The 17,607-nt window shown below is 43.4% G+C and carries 18 protein-coding genes; 15 read left to right on the top strand and 3 right to left on the bottom strand.

All coding sequences use genetic code 11. The features are described 5' to 3' along the window. The first annotated feature begins 314 nt into the window (after positions 1–314). The 7 genes from LC048_RS19415 (at position 315) to LC048_RS19385 (ending at position 5,993) form a co-directional block, all read left to right on the top strand. Positions 315–869, top strand: coding sequence for an RNA polymerase sigma factor (locus LC048_RS19415; RefSeq protein ID WP_226606114.1), 555 nt, complete (start codon positions 315–317; stop codon positions 867–869). Continuing rightward, positions 856–1,617, top strand: a complete 762-nt coding sequence (locus tag LC048_RS19410) for a hypothetical protein (RefSeq protein WP_226606117.1) — start codon at positions 856–858, stop codon at positions 1,615–1,617. Before LC048_RS19415 ends, LC048_RS19410 begins: the two co-directional genes overlap by 14 nt. Beyond that, complete coding sequence (locus LC048_RS19405) at positions 1,618–2,490, top strand: ABC transporter ATP-binding protein (RefSeq protein WP_226606129.1); 873 nt, start codon at positions 1,618–1,620, stop codon at positions 2,488–2,490. Beyond that, positions 2,487–3,743: a hypothetical protein gene (locus LC048_RS19400; protein ID WP_226606132.1), complete on the top strand. Its 1,257-nt coding sequence runs from the start codon at positions 2,487–2,489 to the stop codon at positions 3,741–3,743. Before LC048_RS19405 ends, LC048_RS19400 begins: the two co-directional genes overlap by 4 nt. 14 nt (positions 3,744–3,757) lie before the next feature. Next, positions 3,758–4,903 (top strand): hypothetical protein, encoded by a 1,146-nt coding sequence (locus LC048_RS19395; RefSeq protein ID WP_226606135.1) that lies wholly within the window; start codon positions 3,758–3,760, stop codon positions 4,901–4,903. 314 nt (positions 4,904–5,217) lie between these two features. Continuing rightward, a complete protein-coding gene (locus LC048_RS19390; RefSeq protein WP_226606137.1) occupies positions 5,218–5,526 on the top strand; it encodes an AbrB/MazE/SpoVT family DNA-binding domain-containing protein in 309 nt (102 codons plus the stop codon). 26 nt (positions 5,527–5,552) lie between these two features. Then, on the top strand, positions 5,553–5,993 hold the full coding sequence (locus LC048_RS19385; RefSeq protein ID WP_226606140.1) for a type II toxin-antitoxin system VapC family toxin: 441 nt from the start codon (positions 5,553–5,555) through the stop codon (positions 5,991–5,993). Positions 5,994–6,282: 289 nt separating this feature from the next. On the opposite strand, the gene LC048_RS19380 is transcribed toward LC048_RS19385, so the two are convergent. The 3 genes from LC048_RS19380 to LC048_RS19370 are packed head-to-tail and all read right to left on the bottom strand — an operon-like array spanning position 6,283 to position 7,672. Then, positions 6,283–6,576 (bottom strand): putative quinol monooxygenase, encoded by a 294-nt coding sequence (locus LC048_RS19380; protein ID WP_226606143.1) that lies wholly within the window; start codon positions 6,574–6,576, stop codon positions 6,283–6,285. A 13-nt stretch (positions 6,577–6,589) separates the two neighbouring features. Next, entirely contained in the window at positions 6,590–7,219 is a 630-nt protein-coding gene (locus tag LC048_RS19375) for a nitroreductase family protein (protein WP_306048529.1), read from the bottom strand. Between the two features lie 33 nt (positions 7,220–7,252). Further along, positions 7,253–7,672: a MarR family winged helix-turn-helix transcriptional regulator gene (locus tag LC048_RS19370; protein WP_226606147.1), complete on the bottom strand. Its 420-nt coding sequence runs from the start codon at positions 7,670–7,672 to the stop codon at positions 7,253–7,255. Between the two features lie 876 nt (positions 7,673–8,548). On the opposite strand from LC048_RS19370, the gene LC048_RS19365 reads away from it, so the two are divergent. From LC048_RS19365 to LC048_RS19330, 8 genes are all read left to right on the top strand, one after another. Continuing rightward, on the top strand, positions 8,549–8,770 hold the full coding sequence (locus LC048_RS19365) for a hypothetical protein (RefSeq protein ID WP_306048527.1): 222 nt from the start codon (positions 8,549–8,551) through the stop codon (positions 8,768–8,770). A 326-nt stretch (positions 8,771–9,096) separates the two neighbouring features. Beyond that, a complete protein-coding gene (locus LC048_RS19360) occupies positions 9,097–10,113 on the top strand; it encodes a LacI family DNA-binding transcriptional regulator (RefSeq protein WP_306048525.1) in 1,017 nt (338 codons plus the stop codon). 88 nt (positions 10,114–10,201) lie between these two features. Then, on the top strand, positions 10,202–10,867 hold the full coding sequence (gene deoC / locus LC048_RS19355) for a deoxyribose-phosphate aldolase (protein WP_226606166.1): 666 nt from the start codon (positions 10,202–10,204) through the stop codon (positions 10,865–10,867). Between the two features lie 49 nt (positions 10,868–10,916). Continuing rightward, positions 10,917–12,263, top strand: a complete 1,347-nt coding sequence (fucP, locus tag LC048_RS19350; RefSeq protein ID WP_226606168.1) for an L-fucose:H+ symporter permease — start codon at positions 10,917–10,919, stop codon at positions 12,261–12,263. 122 nt (positions 12,264–12,385) lie between these two features. Next, positions 12,386–13,402 (top strand): aldose 1-epimerase family protein, encoded by a 1,017-nt coding sequence (locus LC048_RS19345; protein ID WP_306048523.1) that lies wholly within the window; start codon positions 12,386–12,388, stop codon positions 13,400–13,402. 12 nt (positions 13,403–13,414) lie between these two features. After that, a complete protein-coding gene (rbsK, locus tag LC048_RS19340) occupies positions 13,415–14,335 on the top strand; it encodes a ribokinase (protein ID WP_226606174.1) in 921 nt (306 codons plus the stop codon). Positions 14,336–14,845: 510 nt separating this feature from the next. Continuing rightward, a complete protein-coding gene (gene dcuC, locus LC048_RS19335) occupies positions 14,846–16,093 on the top strand; it encodes a C4-dicarboxylate transporter DcuC (RefSeq protein ID WP_306048520.1) in 1,248 nt (415 codons plus the stop codon). 113 nt (positions 16,094–16,206) lie between these two features. After that, positions 16,207–17,328: a M20/M25/M40 family metallo-hydrolase gene (locus tag LC048_RS19330; protein ID WP_306048518.1), complete on the top strand. Its 1,122-nt coding sequence runs from the start codon at positions 16,207–16,209 to the stop codon at positions 17,326–17,328. Positions 17,329–17,607 lie beyond the last annotated feature (279 nt).

Genomic DNA, 17,607 nt, shown 5'->3' with positions numbered 1-17,607 from the left:
TTATATGCCAGTTGCTTTGTTTTTTTCCTTCAGCACCGGCCACATATCCCTTCATCCAAATAGTATGAGATAGGTGATCAAGCTTATCTTTTATCTGTGAAAAACCATTTATAACAAAAGGTTCTTGCTCAATAGTGATAATATTTTTATGAGGTGATTGGTACCATTCTGGTTGGTTTTCCAGAATGATGGAAGTTCTTGTGGCGCGAGAACCGTCATCATCATACCAAAAAAGTTAGGAATGTTTAAAACTATTTTTCTGTTGATTACGAATAGATGAGTGAAGGTACTTTCACAGAATGAGGACTGACATAATGACGGAACATGCATGGATTAGGAAGGTTCAGAGGAAAGGTGATGAGCGGGCTGCGAATGAGCTGGTGTCGTTTTATTATCGGCCGATTTATGCGTTTGTGTACAGGCAGACGTTTGATAAGGAGCTGTCTCTGGATTTGACGCAGGAAATTTTCATCGGGATGCTGCAGTCAATTCAGGGCTTTGACCATGAAAGGGGTTCGTTCAAGTCATGGCTGTACAGGATTGCGACGAATCATGTCGTGGATTATTTTCGATCGCGGAGTTACAAGTATGAGAGGATTATTGATTCGGTGGAAGATGTGGATGTGCCGGAGCACTATGATTTCACTGTGGAACTTGAGTACAGGGAAGTGATCGAGAAGGCTGGTGCGTTCGTGAATGAACTGGATTCTTTCTCGCAGCAAGTGATGCGTTTGAAGCTTTTTGCTGAATATACTTTCCAGGAGATCGCGAGTTTGCTAGAAAGGCCGGAATCTTCTGTTAAGACGAGGTACTATACGGTCATGAAAAAATTAAAAGAAGAGATGGAGGCTGAGCGTGTTGGAGGATGAAAAATGGACTGTTGACTTTCCGGATGATTCCGAACTGAAAAGCGAGATCCAGTTCATTGTTACCAAGGGTCTTGTTAAACCAAAGCACTTTCATGAGTATTTATTCGAAATGTACAAGCAGCTTGGGTTCCGGTATCTTTTCCGCGACGCAACTGAAATCATTTTTACACTGCTGCTGGTTTCGATAGCGATGATGTTCAGTCTGGCCCAGGTCATGGAAAGCGGGAAAGCTGCGAACGATCTGTATGCCTATCTTTTTACGATGGCACCCATTTTGTATATGCTAATTGCCGCGCTGTTCCTGGTCAATATCCGCCACAGCCATACTTTTGCCATTGAGATGACATGCAAATACCATGTTTACCAGTTGGCGGCGTTTCGGATGCTTGTGTTCAGTATCGCAGCGGCACTGCTGAATATTATGTATATCCTGTTGTTGTTTTTGTTTTACCAGACATTCAATCTAGTCGAAGCGATGCTGATTTCGGTCAGTTCACTGAGCATTTTTTCCACGGGCTACTTATACATCATTCAAAAGGTGAAATTGAGGGTTACAACTTATGCGGTGATGGCTGGCTGGCTGTTCGTGAATGCTGCGCTTGCTTATTTTAGCAAGGAGTTATATGCCAATGTGTTAAGCCACATTCCGTTTTATGTGTATATCAGTGTAATTGCGGGCTGTCTGTATCTTTACGTTCGCCGGTTAAACTTTTTTCTTACATTTCGTAATGTCGAAGGGGTCATATAAATGTTGATGGTTCAAAATGTTTCGAAAAACTTTGGAAAGTACAACGCATTGAAAGAAATCAATCTTGAATTCCGCAATGGGGTATATGGGCTGCTTGCGCCAAATGGTGCCGGCAAGACGACGCTGATCAAAATGCTTACGACGCTGCTGTTCCCGTCTAGCGGCTCGATTTTATATAACGGCAAGGACATCATCAAGCTCGATGAAGAGTACCGGGAGATTCTCGGCTTTTTGCCCCAGGAATTCGGCTACTACAAGAATTATAGTCCGACAGCTTATTTGCTCTACCTCGCAGCGTTGAAAGGAATCGAACGCGAGGCCGCAAAAGGGAGGGTGAAGGAGCTGCTGAAGCTGGTTGCGCTCGAGGATGTTGCGGATAAGAAGATGAAGAAGTTCTCCGGGGGGATGATTCAGCGTGTCGGGATTGCCCAGGCGATGTTGAATGATCCAAAAATCCTGATTTTGGACGAGCCGACAGCAGGACTTGATCCAAAGGAGCGCGTCCGCTTCCGCAATCTGCTGACAGACCTTGCTAGGGACCGGATTGTCATTCTGTCGACGCACATCGTCTCCGATGTCGAATCGATTGCGAATGAAATTATCATGATTAAAGACCAGCAGGTGCTCTATCAGGACAGCGTGTCGGATATTTGTAAAAAGCTTGATGGTCTTGTCTATGAAACGGAAGTAGAATACGAGGCTGCGGCTGCATTCCGCAAGAAGTATTTTTCATTATCAGAAAAACAGGAGAGTGGAAGGATGTATATCCGCTTTCTGACGGAAGAGCCAGCCCGTCCGGAATGGAGAGTGGCCCGGCCGAATCTTGAAGATGTCTTTTTGCATACGTATCAAGATGAAGCGGGTTTAGTATGATCACGAGACTGGAGTTAAAAAAGATTGTTAGCTCGCCAATTGTGTTGACTTTGCTGCTGCTTTTTACCGCATTCAATTTATATCTCATTTATGTGGATGCGCCTAAGAGCGAGGATGTAGAAAAGATTAACGAGGTCATCGATGAATATGGTTCATTGATGGACAAGGATGGCCGCTTTCTTTTAAGAGATTCATATGAGATTGGACTAGAAAGCTGGAATGCCCGGAATGGCAAAGCGTTTGAATCAGCTTCTGAATTTTTTCGGGCTGAAAATTATTATCCTGCGGTGGATTCAGGTGAAATCTCGGATCAAGAGCTTGAAAAAATAATAGATTTGAATGTGAAAGAATCGATCCTTTTAACGTCAGAGGGACTCGAGGAGCAGTATCAAAAATTAGATCTCTTAAAAAATGCAGAAGTTCAGATTGAATTATTTGGAATTCAGGGTGAAGCTGCTGAAACGGTGCGGGAACAGTATCAATCTCTGATTCCTAGACTTGAGGAGATCAAATCCAGTCAGGACCATTTGCATGTTTTCCTTCCAGGGAAAATCTTCAGGACTCATTCGCTTGTATTTAAAACTTTATTCGGTGTTGTCCTCTTCCAGATCATGCTGCTTGTTGTGCTGTTCACAGCGTTTTCGACGAATTATGAATTTGATCAGGGAACGCATCTGGTTGCTTTTTCAACCAGGAGGGGCAGAATGCTGATGTGGGATAAGCTATTGGCCGCCCTGAGTGCGACGGGGATGGTGACGGCATTCCTGCTGCTCGCCACATTTGGAACCTATTTTATTGCGGTAGATTATTCGCGGCTCTGGCATATGCCGATCAGCACGGGATTCATGATTGAGCCGGATGGCAATCCCTTCATCAGCTGGTGGAATTTCAGCTTTATTCAGTATTTCTGGCTGGGGATCCTATTGATTTTCGTCCTGCAGATTCTTTTTACATTGATTACATTTGTTCTGTCACTATGGTTGAAAAACAGCTATGTCGTCTTTATCGTTTTCGCGATTCTGTTTGGGTTGGGTCTGCTTGTGCCCGGGGAAATGCCGAAGAACTCGGTGCTGTCTCTTTACACGACCTTTAATCCCTCGTCTCTAGTGCTTGGGTCGAAGAAATGGTGGATGGAGAGCGGCGCATTCACGACTTTCAAATACTTTGAAATGGTTACAGCTGGCGTATGGATGTCAGGGTTTATTTTAGCAGGATGGTTTAGCATGAAGAAATTTCACATGAGGAATTTATAGATAGGAGAGAGTATATGAGAGTGATCTGGAATGAACTGAGGAAAATCTTGACGTTGAAAATCATGCTGCTGCTCGTGCTTGTCAGCGCCATCTTCTATCAGCTTTTTATCGTGTTTGACTTTGACCATTTTCCGAATGGAAGGCCTTCTGCGGATACGTTCAAAGTCGGCGAAGAGATGATGGCGAAATATGGTCAGTACATGGATGATAAGGAATTCGAGGACTTTAAAAAGGTGTATGAACAAAGGGTGGAAGACGCGACGGCCTATCTTCAATCCCAGCCGGAAATGGAAGCGGCGGGGATGGGCAGCTATGAGGATTTTGGAAATGCTGACCTGATGGAGGATGAGAAAAAGTCTGAACTTCACTCCAAAGTGATGTTCGAGGATGAAGTGGACGTTATGTGGGAGCTGCAGTCGCGGGAGGAACTGATCGATTTGTATGAGCATCCTGAGTGGTTTGGTTATTCTGAGGGGAGGAAGTTGACGAGTGAGCAGTCAGACCGCGTAGAAGCTTTGCGAACGAGCGGAAATGCGTTCGCGATTTTCATTCATGACGTTTTTGAGAATTATCAGAACCTTTCCGGCAATCTGGCCAACCTTGTTCTGGTCAGTGTCATGATCGTCGTGACACCATTGTATATGGCAGACCGCAGGAATAAAATGACCATGTTGCAGTATTCGACGAAAGTGGGACGCAGGCTTTTTTACATAAAATTTGCAGCAGCCTTTATTGCTGTTGTTACGGTCATTACCGTGCAATTAGCGGTGTTTTTCTATCTGTACAGGGGGAATGATACCGGACAGTTCCTAGACAAGAAAGTCAGCTCGGTCTTTAGCTTTTTTGTCTCCTGGTGGGACCTGACATTCCTGCATTATATCCTGCTGACAGTCATGAGCATGTACATAATAGGAATCGCTGTCCTGTTCCTGGTGGCCTTCATCTCAAGCTCGGCTCCTAACTACATGACTAACATCGGATTGCAAATCCCATTGGCCGCCATCTTCATCAGCATTGGAATTGATTATTGGATTAAGGACCTGACCAGTTTTCATTTGTCGAAACTCTTCCTGCCATTATCATTAGGCATGCTGCTGGCAGTGAGCGCCGGAATCTTTCTGTTAAAATGGAGAAAAGAAAGGATTGCCGATGTTCAGTGAGTAATGGTGGAAGGACATGGGGGACTGCCCCTGTTTCTCTTCTGCATTTGTATGATAAAATGGCTTGCTTAAGGAGAGCAGAGGTATCCAAATCAAATAAATTGAGAACAAAAAGGACTTTTTCGGTCCTTTTTGTTTTATAACCGTTGAGGTAAATGGAAAATAATCAAGGTGCCAATAAAAATAATGTATTTCGCTAGCATAAAGCATGTACAAATGAATAAAGAAAAACGGTGGAGGTAAAGATATTATAATAATCTTTACCGTGTAATTTTGTAAAGGTATAATTAAATTAAGCAAGGGAGGAAATAAACATGGCGAACCGGCTTACCAACCAACAAGGTTCTGGAGCAAACATATACTCTAGTGCTTATACTTCGACACTTTCCTCAAAGAATCAAGTAACAGTGCCTTCTAAAATTAGAGAGATCATAAATGCACAACCTGGGGATCAAGTTTTATTTGCCGTAACTGCAGATAACGAAGTGGTAGTGAAGGTAAATAAAAAGGATTCACTACTTGCTCTATTTGGCAGCATGCAACCAAAGGAAAAGTCTGAACCAAAGGATTGGCAATCAATTAGAGAACAAGCACGGGATGAAATGACAGCTCCTAATAACTAATTTTATTAGGAAAGGAAAGATCTAGCTTGGAATCTCATCTTCTTGATGCAAATGCAATTGTACGGTTTTTAACAAATGATGATCCAATACAGTCACCGGCAGCTTATGATTTATTTGAAAAAGCAGTCGAAGGAAAATATCATTTAATACTGATTCCTTTGATCGTCACTGAGTGCTGCTGGGTACTTCAATCAAAAAGGTATGGCTTTTCAAAAACGGAAATTGCTGAAAAAATGAGCCAGATTGTTTCAGCCAATGGGATAAAGACAGTTGACAAAGAAAGTGTACTTAAAGCCTTATACGGTTATAGTACCTATAATGTTGATTTTGTTGACGCATATTTAGCTGCCATATCATTGACAGAAGAATATGGGCCCCTCATTACCTGGAACGTAAAAGATTTCAAGCGTCTTGGTGCTGAGTTTTATACACCTGAACAGATAGTACATTCGAGTGAAACGGAATAATGGTCAAGCCTAGGCTAAACAGTCTAGGCTAAATTTGTATGTGTGGGACGTACCTTTTGCTTCCATTCCCGGGAATCAACACCCTTTGCTTGGCATAACATTCATGCACTTATTTCCTTATTAAAGCCCGAAGCAGGGTAAATAGAGTGGAGGTGCGACTCATCCGGATGGGGAAGATAAAGGCAATGATGAAGCTGATGGAAGAAATTCGTGGGAAGTGGAGATTGAAGGAAAACGGTTCTCGACGATTACCTATTTCAGTGGTCGAGAACCGTTTCTGAATTTTTTCTTATCCTAAAGGTTCGGCATTGTATAGTTTTACATCGGCGGGTGCTGCCATATATTGTGGTGCTTTTGCCGTGAAGGCTGTAAAGTGGCTGGATTGGTTATGAGCCTTGACTGCGACCATGTCTTTCCAAGTTTCGACCATTGTATAGACTCCGGTTTTTTCGGTGTCTTTTAACAAATCGTAAGAAAGGTTGCCTTCTTCTGCTCTTGAAGCTGTAATCAGTTGTTGGATTTCGTTAAGAAATTCGGATTCCTGTTCTGCTTTTACTTGAAAAGTGGCGTGAATGATTAACATGGTGAATCCTCCTTTATTTCCATTCTGCAATTTCGTCAACAGGCAAGCGGACGGATGGATATCCCTGATCAGCTGCTTTCCCGATTGAGATCAGCATGACAGGATAATAGCGTTCCTTGTCCATGTCAAAGGCTTCGGCAATACGATCCTTTTCATATCCGCCAATGGGATTTGTATCATAGCCGTGAGCTCGGGCTGCAAGCATCAGCTGCATGGAAACAAGGCCTGCGTCGATTAAATACATCTCTTTTTTCTGTTCAAATGTCGCAGCATCTAATAGACCTTTTATGGACGGAAGCTGCTGATCTCTTACCTCAGCAGGCATGTATCCTTTTTCCACTGCGGCATTGTAGATGTTTTCTACGTAATCCTCGGTCTTCATGTCCACAAAAACGGCGATGACAGCCGCAGAAGTAGCGACTTGCCTTTGATTGAATTTTGCTAGAGGAGCCAGCTTTTCTTTTCCTTGTTCTGATTCAATCACGGCAAATCTCCAAGGCTGAAGATTAAGCGAAGATGGGGTCAGGGTGGCTTCCTCAAGGATTTCGGCCATTTCCTCTCTTGCGATCTTTACAGCAGGATCATAATTCCTGATTGAGCGGCGGACTGTGATGATATGCTTGAAGTCATTTTGTTTCGTCATGTTGTACACTCCTTATGATGAATTTATCGATGATTAAATCTCTTCTATATTGCTCTGAATACGGGTAAGCATCCCTAAAAGCAGAGAGCTTTCTTCTTTTGTAAAACCTTTTAACACGTTGGAGATGTAACTCTGTTTTTTTTCACAGTAAGAGGATACTCTCCTTATTCCCTCAGGAGTCAGCTGGACATAGGTAAAACGGTTATCTTCCGTATTTTTCCTGCGGCTGACCATATTGTGCTCTTCAAGCTGCTTAAGGTGCCTCGTTACCGCAGCATGATCAATGTTAATCTTTTTCTGAAGAGCCCTCTGATTGATTTCCCCCGACTCATACAGCTCCCGCAAAATATCAAGCCTAGTCTGGCTGATTCCGGTGCAATGTTCAAACTTGCTCATAGCCTGCTTGTTTAGCTCAAACAAGCGTTGAATGATTAACTCTTTCTCATTATCCATTGACATCAGCCGCCTTTAAATAATTGATAGGTCAATTATTGATGCGTCAATTAATATACTACAATAATAAAACATCGTCAAAGAAAGTGACTCGCAGTTCCAGCACGAATGAAGCCTGGGAAGGGAGTTTGTAAGGGTATGGAAGTTCGCGAACGATCCCCTTATGCAGGAGGAAACGAGCACATAAGGGTACGAAAAGAGGCGAACGGTACCCTTATGCAGGAGGAAACGAGCACATAAGGGTACGAAAAGAGGCGAACGATGCCCTTATGCAGGAGGAAACAAGCACATAAGGGTACGAAAAGAGGCGAACGATGCACTTATGCAGGAGGAAACAAGCACATAAGGGTATGAAAAGAGGCGAACGATACCCTTATGCAGGAGGAAACGAGCACATAAGGGTACGATACACCGCGAACGGTATCCTTATGCAGGAGGAAACGGGCACATAAGGGTATGAAAAGAGGCGAACGGTACCCTTATGCAGGAGGAAACGAGCACATAAGGATACGAAAAGAGGCGAACGATGCCCTTATGCAGGAGGAAACGAGGACATAAGGGTACGAAAAGAGGGGAACGGTACCCTTATGCAGGAGGAAACGAGCACATAAGGGTACGAAAAGAGGCGAACGATACCCTTATGCAGGAGGAAACGAGGACATAAGGGTACGAAAAGAGGCGAACGGTACCCTTATGCAGGAGGAAACGAGCACATAAGGGTACGAAAAGAGGCGAACGATACCCTTATGCAGGAGGAAACGAGGACATAAGGATACGAAAAGAGGCGAACGATACCCTTATGCAGGAGGAAACGAGCACATAAGGGTACGAAAAGAGGCGAACGATGCCCTTATGCAGGAGGAAACGAGGACATAAATGGCTGGACTGGGTATGACAAGATTGCCTCCTTTGATTGTTTGTTGCGGGATTTTCTTATTTTCTCAGGGAGCTTTAGCCAATAGGGTGGGTGTTCAGAATCAGCAACTTAAGAATGAATCCTATATCAAATCGGAAACGAAGCCGGACCCTGAATTGGAAAGAGCGTTCAGGAACAAGGTGGTAAATCAGAGGAAGGGTTCTTGCGTCTACGAAATCTGAAATTATTGTAATACGAGACATGAGAACCATCAAATGTACAAAGTGTTATGCAGAGTTGAAACTGACTTTTTAAGTTTTTGAAAACGTATTCAAAAAATGCTTGATTATAATTTGATGTGATGATATTCTTACATCAGAAACAAAAATCTAAACGTTTACATTTTGTTTTAACACATCAATTATAGTTTCTATTCAGTTATTTATCTATTTTTTTATCTTAAAATCTAAACGTTTAGATTTAAGACAATCATTAAATTATTATAGGATATAAGTTATAATATATTTTTAATGAAAAATCTAAACGTTTACATTTACGAGGTGGAAACATGGATACTAAACCAAACATTCAGGATGTAGCTAAGCTTGCAAATGTCTCAATTGCTACTGTATCTAGGGTGATAAATAACCAGGGCGGGGTACGAAAGCCTACTGAAGAAAGAATTCTTAAGGCGATCAAAGAACTAGGATATATCCGCAACGCTGCAGCTAGGACGATTAAGAGTAAAGAGACAAATACAATTGGTGTCATTGTTCCAGATATAAAAAATCCGTTCTTTCCAATGGTAATGGCCGGGATTGAGATGAAGGCCAGAGAGAAGGATTACTTTACTATTTTGAGCAGTACCAATGAGTCACCAATTGTCGAGGAAAAAATAATTAAGAATTTCGTTGAGCGTGGTGTAGACGGGGTAATCCTTACAACGGCAAACGAAAATGGCGATCAGTTAAAGCTTTTGCGGGATCAAAATATCCCGATTGTTGCTGTCGACAGAAGCATTAAGAGTTTTGACGTGGATACAGTATTGGTTGACAACCTGAAGGGTTCCTACCAGGCTGTGCAGCGTTTGATTCTTCAGGGGCATGAAAGAATTGCTATTATTTGCGGGACTCAGAATACAACGCCGGGGAAAGAGCGATTTCTTGGATACAAAAGGGCTTTAGAGGAGTACGGAATTACCCTGGATGAACAGTATGTGGTCCAAGGAGATTTCAGTGAACAAAGTGGTTATTTTGCTGCAAAGGAACTTAGTGAACTCAATGTCCGGCCAACTGCGATATTCTCATCCAATAACTTAATGACTATAGGCTGTATGAAGGCACTTTCGGATCTAGACTGGAAGCTTGGGAAGGAAGTATCGTTCATAGGGTTTGACGATGTTGATATTGCAACGTTCTTAAACCCCAAACTTTCAGTAGTAGCGAGACCGATGAACGCAATTGGGGAGATTGCCTTCACTCTTTTACATGAAAGGATTCATCATAAGGGAAATCTTCCTAAACGAGAGTATTCTTTGACACCTGAGCTGATCATTAGAGAGTCCTGCCGGAAGCAAAATAAATAATTGTGTTGAATAAGTGATGTGCCAAAGTGGTCTGCATCGCTTGATTGGAAATGAAAGCGTTTTAATGATTCGAGGAGGAGAATGAACGATGACGATAGCAAAGATGATCGACCATACATTATTAAAAGCAGATGCCGCGAAAGAACAAATTATTCAAATATGCACTGAGGCAAAGGAATATGATTTTGCTTCCGTGTGTGTGAATCCTGTTTGGGTTAAGACAGCAGCCGTTGAGCTGCATAACAGCGATGTCAAGGTTTGTACCGTCATTGGTTTCCCTCTGGGAGCATCGACTTCAGCGGTGAAGGCTTTTGAAACGAAGGATGCGATTGAGAATGGTGCAACTGAAATCGATATGGTGCTGGCGATTGGTTTGTTAAAAACGGGTGATGTACAAGCTGTTGAACAAGACATTAAAGCCGTAGTAGACAGTGCGCAAGGAAAGGCGCTGGTTAAAGTGATCATCGAGACTTCCCTCCTGACAGATGAAGAGAAGGTCCTTGCATGTGAACTAGCCCTTAAAGCGGGAGCTGATTTTGTGAAGACTTCGACTGGATTCTCAACAGGTGGAGCGACGGCAGAAGATGTTGCTCTAATGCGGAAGGTTGTTGGAGACAAAGCTGGAGTTAAGGCATCTGGAGGAATCAGGGGTCTTGCAGATTTAGAAGTGATGGCAGAAGCAGGGGCAAATCGCATTGGAGCAAGTTCAGGCGTGAAAATCATGAAGGGCGAGGAAGTCCAAGGAAACTATTGATCGCAATCAGGACAGCACCCTCAATTCATACTAAAAGGAGAATGAAAAGATGATAAACAAAGATTTAGTGCAGCTTCCGGACGGTTATTTGAATAGGACCCCGATTTTCCAATTTATCTTATTATCGCTGCTGTTTCCATTATGGGCGGTAGCTGCAAGTTTGAATGATATCCTGATCACTCAATTCAAACATGTATTTGAGCTAAGTGACTTCGCAAGTGCTCTCGTTCAAAGCGCCTTTTACGGTGGATATTTTTTAGTAGCGATTCCTGCATCCATGGTCATCAAGAAAACAACCTATAAGTTTGGTATTATTACAGGTTTATTGTTTTACATAGCAGGATGTACGCTGTTTTATCCAGCTTCCAACATGGCAACCTATACAATGTTCCTATTTGCGATTTTCTCCATTGCGATTGGACTGGGTTTCCTGGAAACAGCAGCAAATACGTATAGTTCCATGATTGGCCCTCGTAAGTATGCAACACTTCGTCTGAATATCAGTCAGACATTTTACCCAATCGGGGCTATTTCTGGAATCCTGTTAGGAAAATACCTGGTGTTCCAGGAAGGTGCAAGCCTTGAAGCGCAGATGGCGAATATGACTCCTGCACAAGCCCATGCATTCGGCTTGGAGATGCTTCAGCATACACTAGAACCTTATAAATATATTATTTTTGTCCTAGTTGGAATTTTGATCATGTTTGTCCTGACTAAATTCCCCGAGTGTAAGCCAGCCGCAGAAAAATCCAAGACTGCCGCGAAAGCTGCAAGCTTGTTTGAGACTTTGAAATTTTTAGCGAAAAATAAACTTTTCCGTAAAGGAATTATGGCTCAGTTTCTATATGTAGGGATGCAGGTGACAGTGTGGTCATTCACCATCCGACTTGCATTGGATCTTAATCCGGATATCAATGAACGTGTTGCATCAAACTTCATGGTATTCAGTTTCATCGCTTTCTTTGTCGGCAAATTCATCGCCAATTTCCTGATGACAAGATTCACACCTTCCAAAGTACTTACAGTGTATGCGGTCATTGGAACAGCACTTATGGCTTATGTCGCATTAGTTCCTAACATGACGGCCGTTTATGCGGCAGTAGCTGTTAGTATGCTCTTTGGTCCTTGCTGGCCAACTATTTATGCAGAAACACTTGAAGTGGTTAAGGAAAAGAAATATACAGAGCTAGCTGGAGCCATTCTGGTCATGTCGATTGTTGGAGGAGCTGTCATTCCTGCTGTACAGGGCTTAGCGTCTGATGTATTCAACTCGTTGCAACTGTCATTCCTTGTACCGATGGGATGCTTTATCTTTGTTGGTTTTTACTTTTACGGAAAAATGAAAGAGCAGAAGATGCAAGATGGGAATTTAAATGAAACGGAAAGAATTGCATAAGAACGATTCACATCCCGGTCAGGCGGCCGCTAGTTGGCTGCCCCAAATCGGGAGCTCTTTATTAGCGGGAGCTTGGATCTAAAAATGGGATATGCCCGAATAAATAATTGGAGATGACTGAATTGGCAACTGGGAAATTGGAATTACAGCGCAGTTTTTTTACAGAGAATAAACGGGTTATTTTTCAAAATGATGGCATAGTGGCCAGTCTTTTCCGCTACCCATCAGGAGTTGAGGCAATTGAACTGAAAAACTCCAGAGGGAAAATGGTCGTCCTTCCTTTCATGGGACAAATGATTTGGGATTTAGAGTTTGATGGGTTAGATTTGAAAATGAAAAACATGTTTTCACAACCGAAGAAGGCATCAAGTGTCATTGATACATATGGCTGTTTCGCGTTTCACTCCGGCCTTATTCGCAACGGCTGTCCGTCACCTGAGGATGATCATGAATTGCACGGGGAAATGCCTTGTGCGGAAATGGATACAGCCTGGCTTGAGATCACTGACAATAGTATGATTGTTTGTGGTGAAACAGAATATGTGAAAGGGTTCGGTCACCATTATCTAGCCAGTCCGAAGGTGGAAATGTTTATAGACGAAACCTTTATTAAAATGAGCATGCAAGTGAAGAACCTGGCGGGTACGGTCATGCCGCTTCAGTATATGTGCCATACAAATTATGCGTATGTGGAAAATGCCGTGATGAAACAAAACATTCCAGACTCTGCCTTTAAACTGAGAGAGTCCATTCCGGCGCATGTTAAGCCAACAAAGGATTGGCTGGATTATAATAAAAGGCTGCTTAAGGGAGAGGACAATCTTACTGTCTTGAACCAGCCTGAGATGTATGACCCTGAAATTGTATTTTTTGCAGATGAATTGAATCAATACACGGATGAAGCAGAATTTGAGATGGTCTCGCCAGGCGGGGCGTCCTTTTTTTCAAGATTTTCAACCGCCGACTTGAACCATGCCACCCGATGGATTCTTCATAATAGTGATCAACAGGTTGGGGCATTTGTGCTTCCAGCAACCTGCAGGCCTGAAGGATTTCTAGCTGCAGCGAACTCTGGTACCTTATTGAAGCTAGAGGCTGGTCAAGAGCGGACTTTTACAGTAATCACCGGAAAGAAATAAGGAGGAAATCTCATGGATATTGCAGTTATTGGGTCCAATATGGTGGATCTCATTTCATATATAAATAAGATGCCAAGAGAAGGTGAAACGCTCGAAGCGCCTGATTTTGAAATCGGTTGTGGAGGAAAAGGAGCTAACCAAGCTGTCGCAGCGGCTAAAATGGGTGCCAGGGTCATGATGGTTACCAAGGTTGGAGATGACCTTTTCGCGGATAACACAATTGCAAATTTGGAGAAATACGGAATTGATACAGAATTTACGAATAAAGTGCCAGGTACCTCAAGTGGTGTCGCACCTATTTTTGTGGATCCGGAATCAAAAAACAGGATCCTCATCATTAAAGGAGCCAATCAATTCCTGACTCCTGAAGATGTGGACCGGGCAGCGCCAAAGCTGAAACTTTGCTCTCTGATTGTCCTTCAGCTTGAAATTCCACTCGAGACGGTGTACAGGGCGATAGAGTTTGGAAATGAAAACGGCATTCCAGTGATCCTTAATCCAGCACCGGCGTCCAAAGAATTGGACTTCAACTATGTGTGCAAATGTGATTTCTTCGTACCAAACGAAAGTGAATTGGAGATCCTGACAGGGATGCCAGTTGAGACAGAAGAGCAGATTAAAGCAGCAGCAGGAACGCTGATTGAAAAAGGGGTAAAAGATGTGATTGTCACGATGGGCAGCCGCGGAGTCATGTGGGTGACAAAAGGGGAAGTTCATATCGTCGATTCGCATAAGGTAAATGCCATTGATACGACGGGTGCCGGCGATGCTTTCATCGGATGCTTCGCGCATTACTTCACCCAAAGCCAAGACGTTCTCCATTCTATTAAGATGGCAACAGCTTTCGCCGCTTTGAGCGTAACAAAGCGTGGTACACAGTCATCCTACCCGACAGTTGAAGAGGTTGAGCACTTTATAAAAGCAGTGGTTTGAAACTAGGATATTAATTATGAAGAATACACATGGAAGGTTCTTTCGCTTTGGAGGAACCTTTTTTGTTTTATAGTGAGAGCAGGAGCATAAGTACCGTACTATGTGCTTCCTTTCCAGTGAGTAAAGTTTAGGAGGATGAACTGACCCATCGGACATTAGTGCCAGAGTATGGGATCACAACGATATTAAGATTAACGAGAGACACCTGTAGCTTTAAGCCGCTTGCTTCGATAAGTAGTAAGTGGCTTTTTGTGTGCCTAAGAATGGGTTAAACAGGGAGTGCAAATATGGACAGATTCTTAAAGGTTTAATGGTTATAACTGATGGTGAAAACGTACAATTTAAAGTCTTTTTGTGAAAAAAGCAGCGATTAGTGAATGATTTCACATATCCGCTACAGAATGATTGCATCATTATTTATATAATACAACTGTAAAATTGTTTTAGTTTAAGGCAATGATTCACAATTTTTCTCCGTGTTAAAAGACTAATCAGAAGGGAAGAAACACCATGTTAATTTTAATTGGAACCCTGGTAATTATCGGAGCTATTTATTTCCTCATCAAGCGCAAGGAAGCACGGATGATTTTGTTTGCTGCAGGGCTTTTGATGGCTATTTTTGCTGGTAAGCCAATGGCTGCTTTTGAAGCATTCACAGCAAGGATGTCTACTGCAGGCCTTATTGAAGCAATCCTGTCGGTCATGGGTTTTGCATTTGTTATGAAGTATACGAAATGTGACTTGCAATTAGTTAAGCTTGTTGCTGGCGGGCTGAAGAAAGCCAATTTATTTCTGATTCCGGGTGCGACTTTAGCGACATTTGCCATAAATATTGCTCTTCCAAGTGCTGCAGGTGCAGCGGCGGCTGTTGGTGCGGTACTGATTCCAGTGCTTATGGGTGCGGGTATTTCTCCGGCTGTTGCAGCGGCCGCGGTTATAGCCGGAACCTTCGGCAGCAACCTGAATGTCGGCAGTGCCCACAATCCATTTATTGCTGAGATTGCCCAGACAACTGCGATGGATGTGGTAAAAGTACATGCTTTTGCTCATGTGCTTTCCGTTGTCATCCTGGCAGTGAGTTTGACGATCATGGCAAAATTACTCAAGGAAAACAAGGGCCACAAGTTTGTCGGCGATGGTGAAAATGACAATATGAAGCTGAACTATCTTTATGCACTAATGCCAATCATCCCGCTTGTGTTGCTTGTTCTAGGTTCTACAATCCTGCCGCAAATTGCGATGAGTGTTCCTGCTGCCATGCTGATAGGGATTCTCCTTACACTGGCTGTTACCCGCAGCAATCCATCTGAAGTGACAAAGACGTTCTTCGATGGAATGGGCAAAGCTTACGGTGACATCATGGGAATCATTATTGCCGCTGCTGTATTTGTAGGTGGTATGACGGCAATTGGCCTTGTCGATGCTATGACCGAAGCGATGACCAACTCACCAAGCATTGCCAAAGTGGCTGCTACTTTCGGTCCGTTCCTGTTGGCTGTTATCTCTGGTTCGGGTGATGCGGCTACCTTCGCATTCAATGAAGCTGTTACACCATTTGCTGAAAAATTCGGTGTTGACCAAATCAATATGGGCAGTGTTGCCTTGCTAAGCGGTGCGCTTGGACGGACAATGTCTCCTATCGCTGGTGCTGCAATCGTGTGTGCGTCCATTGCTAAAGTCAACCCGATGGAACTTACGAAGCGGAACGCACCTGGTGTCATCATCGCTGTCATTATCTCGATGTTTATCCTTTTGTAAGAATAATAGAGATTATCTTTTCGGTGGTTAAGGTTGAGAAGATATTCCGAAAAAATAACAGGAAGGCGGCGGCAGTTTCATTCCGCCTGCCCCTGATTTTATGGGAGGCTATAATGGTCAATCAGGATAGGTTAGTAGCAGAGTTTTTAGAACTGGTACAAGTAGATTCGGAAACGAAACACGAGGCAGAGATAGCAAAGGTATTAACAGAGAAATTTACGGCGCTCGGCCTTAAAGTAGTGGAGGATGATTCACAGCAACGAACAGGCCACGGTGCAGGCAACCTCATTTGCACGCTCGAAGCATTGCAAGGGGGCATTGATTCCATCTTGCTTTCGTCCCATATGGATACCGTCGGCCCAGGAGTCGGCATTAAGCCAGTGATCAAGGATGCTATCATTTATTCAGACGGCACCACCATCCTTGGCTCGGATGACAAAGCTGGAGTAGCAGCCATCCTCGAAACCATCCGTATTTTGAAGGAACACAACCTTCAGCACGGACAAATCCAGGTTGTCATTTCTGCGGGAGAAGAGTCAGGACTCGTTGGCGCCAAGGTCATAGATACTTCGCTCCTTGACGCCAAGTTTGGTTTTGCAATTGACAGCCATGACAAGGTCGGGAATGTCGTCGTTGCTGCACCATCCCGTGCCAAAATCAAAGCGGTCATTCATGGGAAAACGGCTCATGCTGGCGTTGCTCCTGAAAAAGGAATCAATGCCATCCAAATTGCAGCTGCTGCAATCAACAAGATGCCACTTGGCAGAATTGACGAGGATACGACCGCGAACCTTGGAAGAATCGAGGGCGGCAGCCAGTTGAATGTCGTCTGTGAAGAGGTCACAGTCCTTGCAGAAGCGAGGTCGCTGATCAATGAAAAATTGGAACAGCAGCTGCAAGTGATGAAAGAAGCATTTGAAGCAACTGCCGAAGAAATGGGTGGCAGTGCAAAAGTGGAGATGGAAATCCTCTATCCTGGCTTTAAATTTTCAGAAGCAGATGAAGTTGTCCAAATCGCCCAAAGAGCCGCAGCAAAGATTGAACGTCCCTGCAGCTTGCTCCGGAGTGGAGGAGGCAGTGACGCCAATGTCTTCTCCGGTTATGGAATTCCGACAGTCAATTTAGCAGTTGGTTATGAAGAAATCCACACAGTCAATGAGAGAATGCCGATTGTAGAGCTCGTCAAAATAACCGAAATGTTATTGGCCGTCATTGAAGAAACGGTGCGTAAATAGCAGGAGGGGATAAGTGGCCTCAGACGGTTACGCTGTTTCACGATTTTCTTTACAGGTTATTTTCTTTTCAGTGGTGTCGAGCTATTACGCTGTCTCAAAGAATCCAAGCAACTATTTTCCGGCGATGTGGGTAAAATTCTTCAAAGTTGCTGCAAAAATAAGAGATAGTGAGTTTTCTTGACGATTAAGACAAGGGACCGGTTTGTTATTATGCATTTTTGTGAGACAGCGGATTGGATCTGCTGTCTCTTTATTATTTGGAAAATTTAATTGTAATTG

It is taken from the genome of Mesobacillus subterraneus (assembly GCF_020524355.2).
GTDB classification, from domain to species: Bacteria; Bacillota; Bacilli; order Bacillales; family Cytobacillaceae; genus Mesobacillus; species Mesobacillus subterraneus_C.
Note: the sequence above shows the minus strand (reverse complement) of the source record. Positions and strands in the feature narration are given on the sequence as shown.

Bases quoted from the DNA above. Each gene is read 5' to 3' on its own strand.
- fucP (WP_226606168.1), top strand. From the start codon at position 10,917: ATGATAAACAAAGATTTAGTGCAGCTTCCGGACGGTTATTTGAATAGG.
- LC048_RS19360 (WP_306048525.1), top strand. From the start codon at position 9,097: ATGGATACTAAACCAAACATTCAGGATGTAGCTAAGCTTGCAAATGTC.
- deoC (WP_226606166.1), top strand. From the start codon at position 10,202: ATGACGATAGCAAAGATGATCGACCATACATTATTAAAAGCAGATGCC.
- LC048_RS19375 (WP_306048529.1), bottom strand. From the start codon at position 7,219: ATGACGAAACAAAATGACTTCAAGCATATCATCACAGTCCGCCGCTCA.
- LC048_RS19405 (WP_226606129.1), top strand. From the start codon at position 1,618: ATGTTGATGGTTCAAAATGTTTCGAAAAACTTTGGAAAGTACAACGCA.
- LC048_RS19380 (WP_226606143.1), bottom strand. From the start codon at position 6,576: ATGTTAATCATTCACGCCACTTTTCAAGTAAAAGCAGAACAGGAATCC.
- LC048_RS19370 (WP_226606147.1), bottom strand. From the start codon at position 7,672: ATGGATAATGAGAAAGAGTTAATCATTCAACGCTTGTTTGAGCTAAAC.
- dcuC (WP_306048520.1), top strand. From the start codon at position 14,846: ATGTTAATTTTAATTGGAACCCTGGTAATTATCGGAGCTATTTATTTC.
- LC048_RS19330 (WP_306048518.1), top strand. From the start codon at position 16,207: ATGGTCAATCAGGATAGGTTAGTAGCAGAGTTTTTAGAACTGGTACAA.
- LC048_RS19365 (WP_306048527.1), top strand. From the start codon at position 8,549: ATGGCTGGACTGGGTATGACAAGATTGCCTCCTTTGATTGTTTGTTGC.
- LC048_RS19415 (WP_226606114.1), top strand. From the start codon at position 315: ATGACGGAACATGCATGGATTAGGAAGGTTCAGAGGAAAGGTGATGAG.
- rbsK (WP_226606174.1), top strand. From the start codon at position 13,415: ATGGATATTGCAGTTATTGGGTCCAATATGGTGGATCTCATTTCATAT.
- LC048_RS19395 (WP_226606135.1), top strand. From the start codon at position 3,758: ATGAGAGTGATCTGGAATGAACTGAGGAAAATCTTGACGTTGAAAATC.
- LC048_RS19400 (WP_226606132.1), top strand. From the start codon at position 2,487: ATGATCACGAGACTGGAGTTAAAAAAGATTGTTAGCTCGCCAATTGTG.
- LC048_RS19390 (WP_226606137.1), top strand. From the start codon at position 5,218: ATGGCGAACCGGCTTACCAACCAACAAGGTTCTGGAGCAAACATATAC.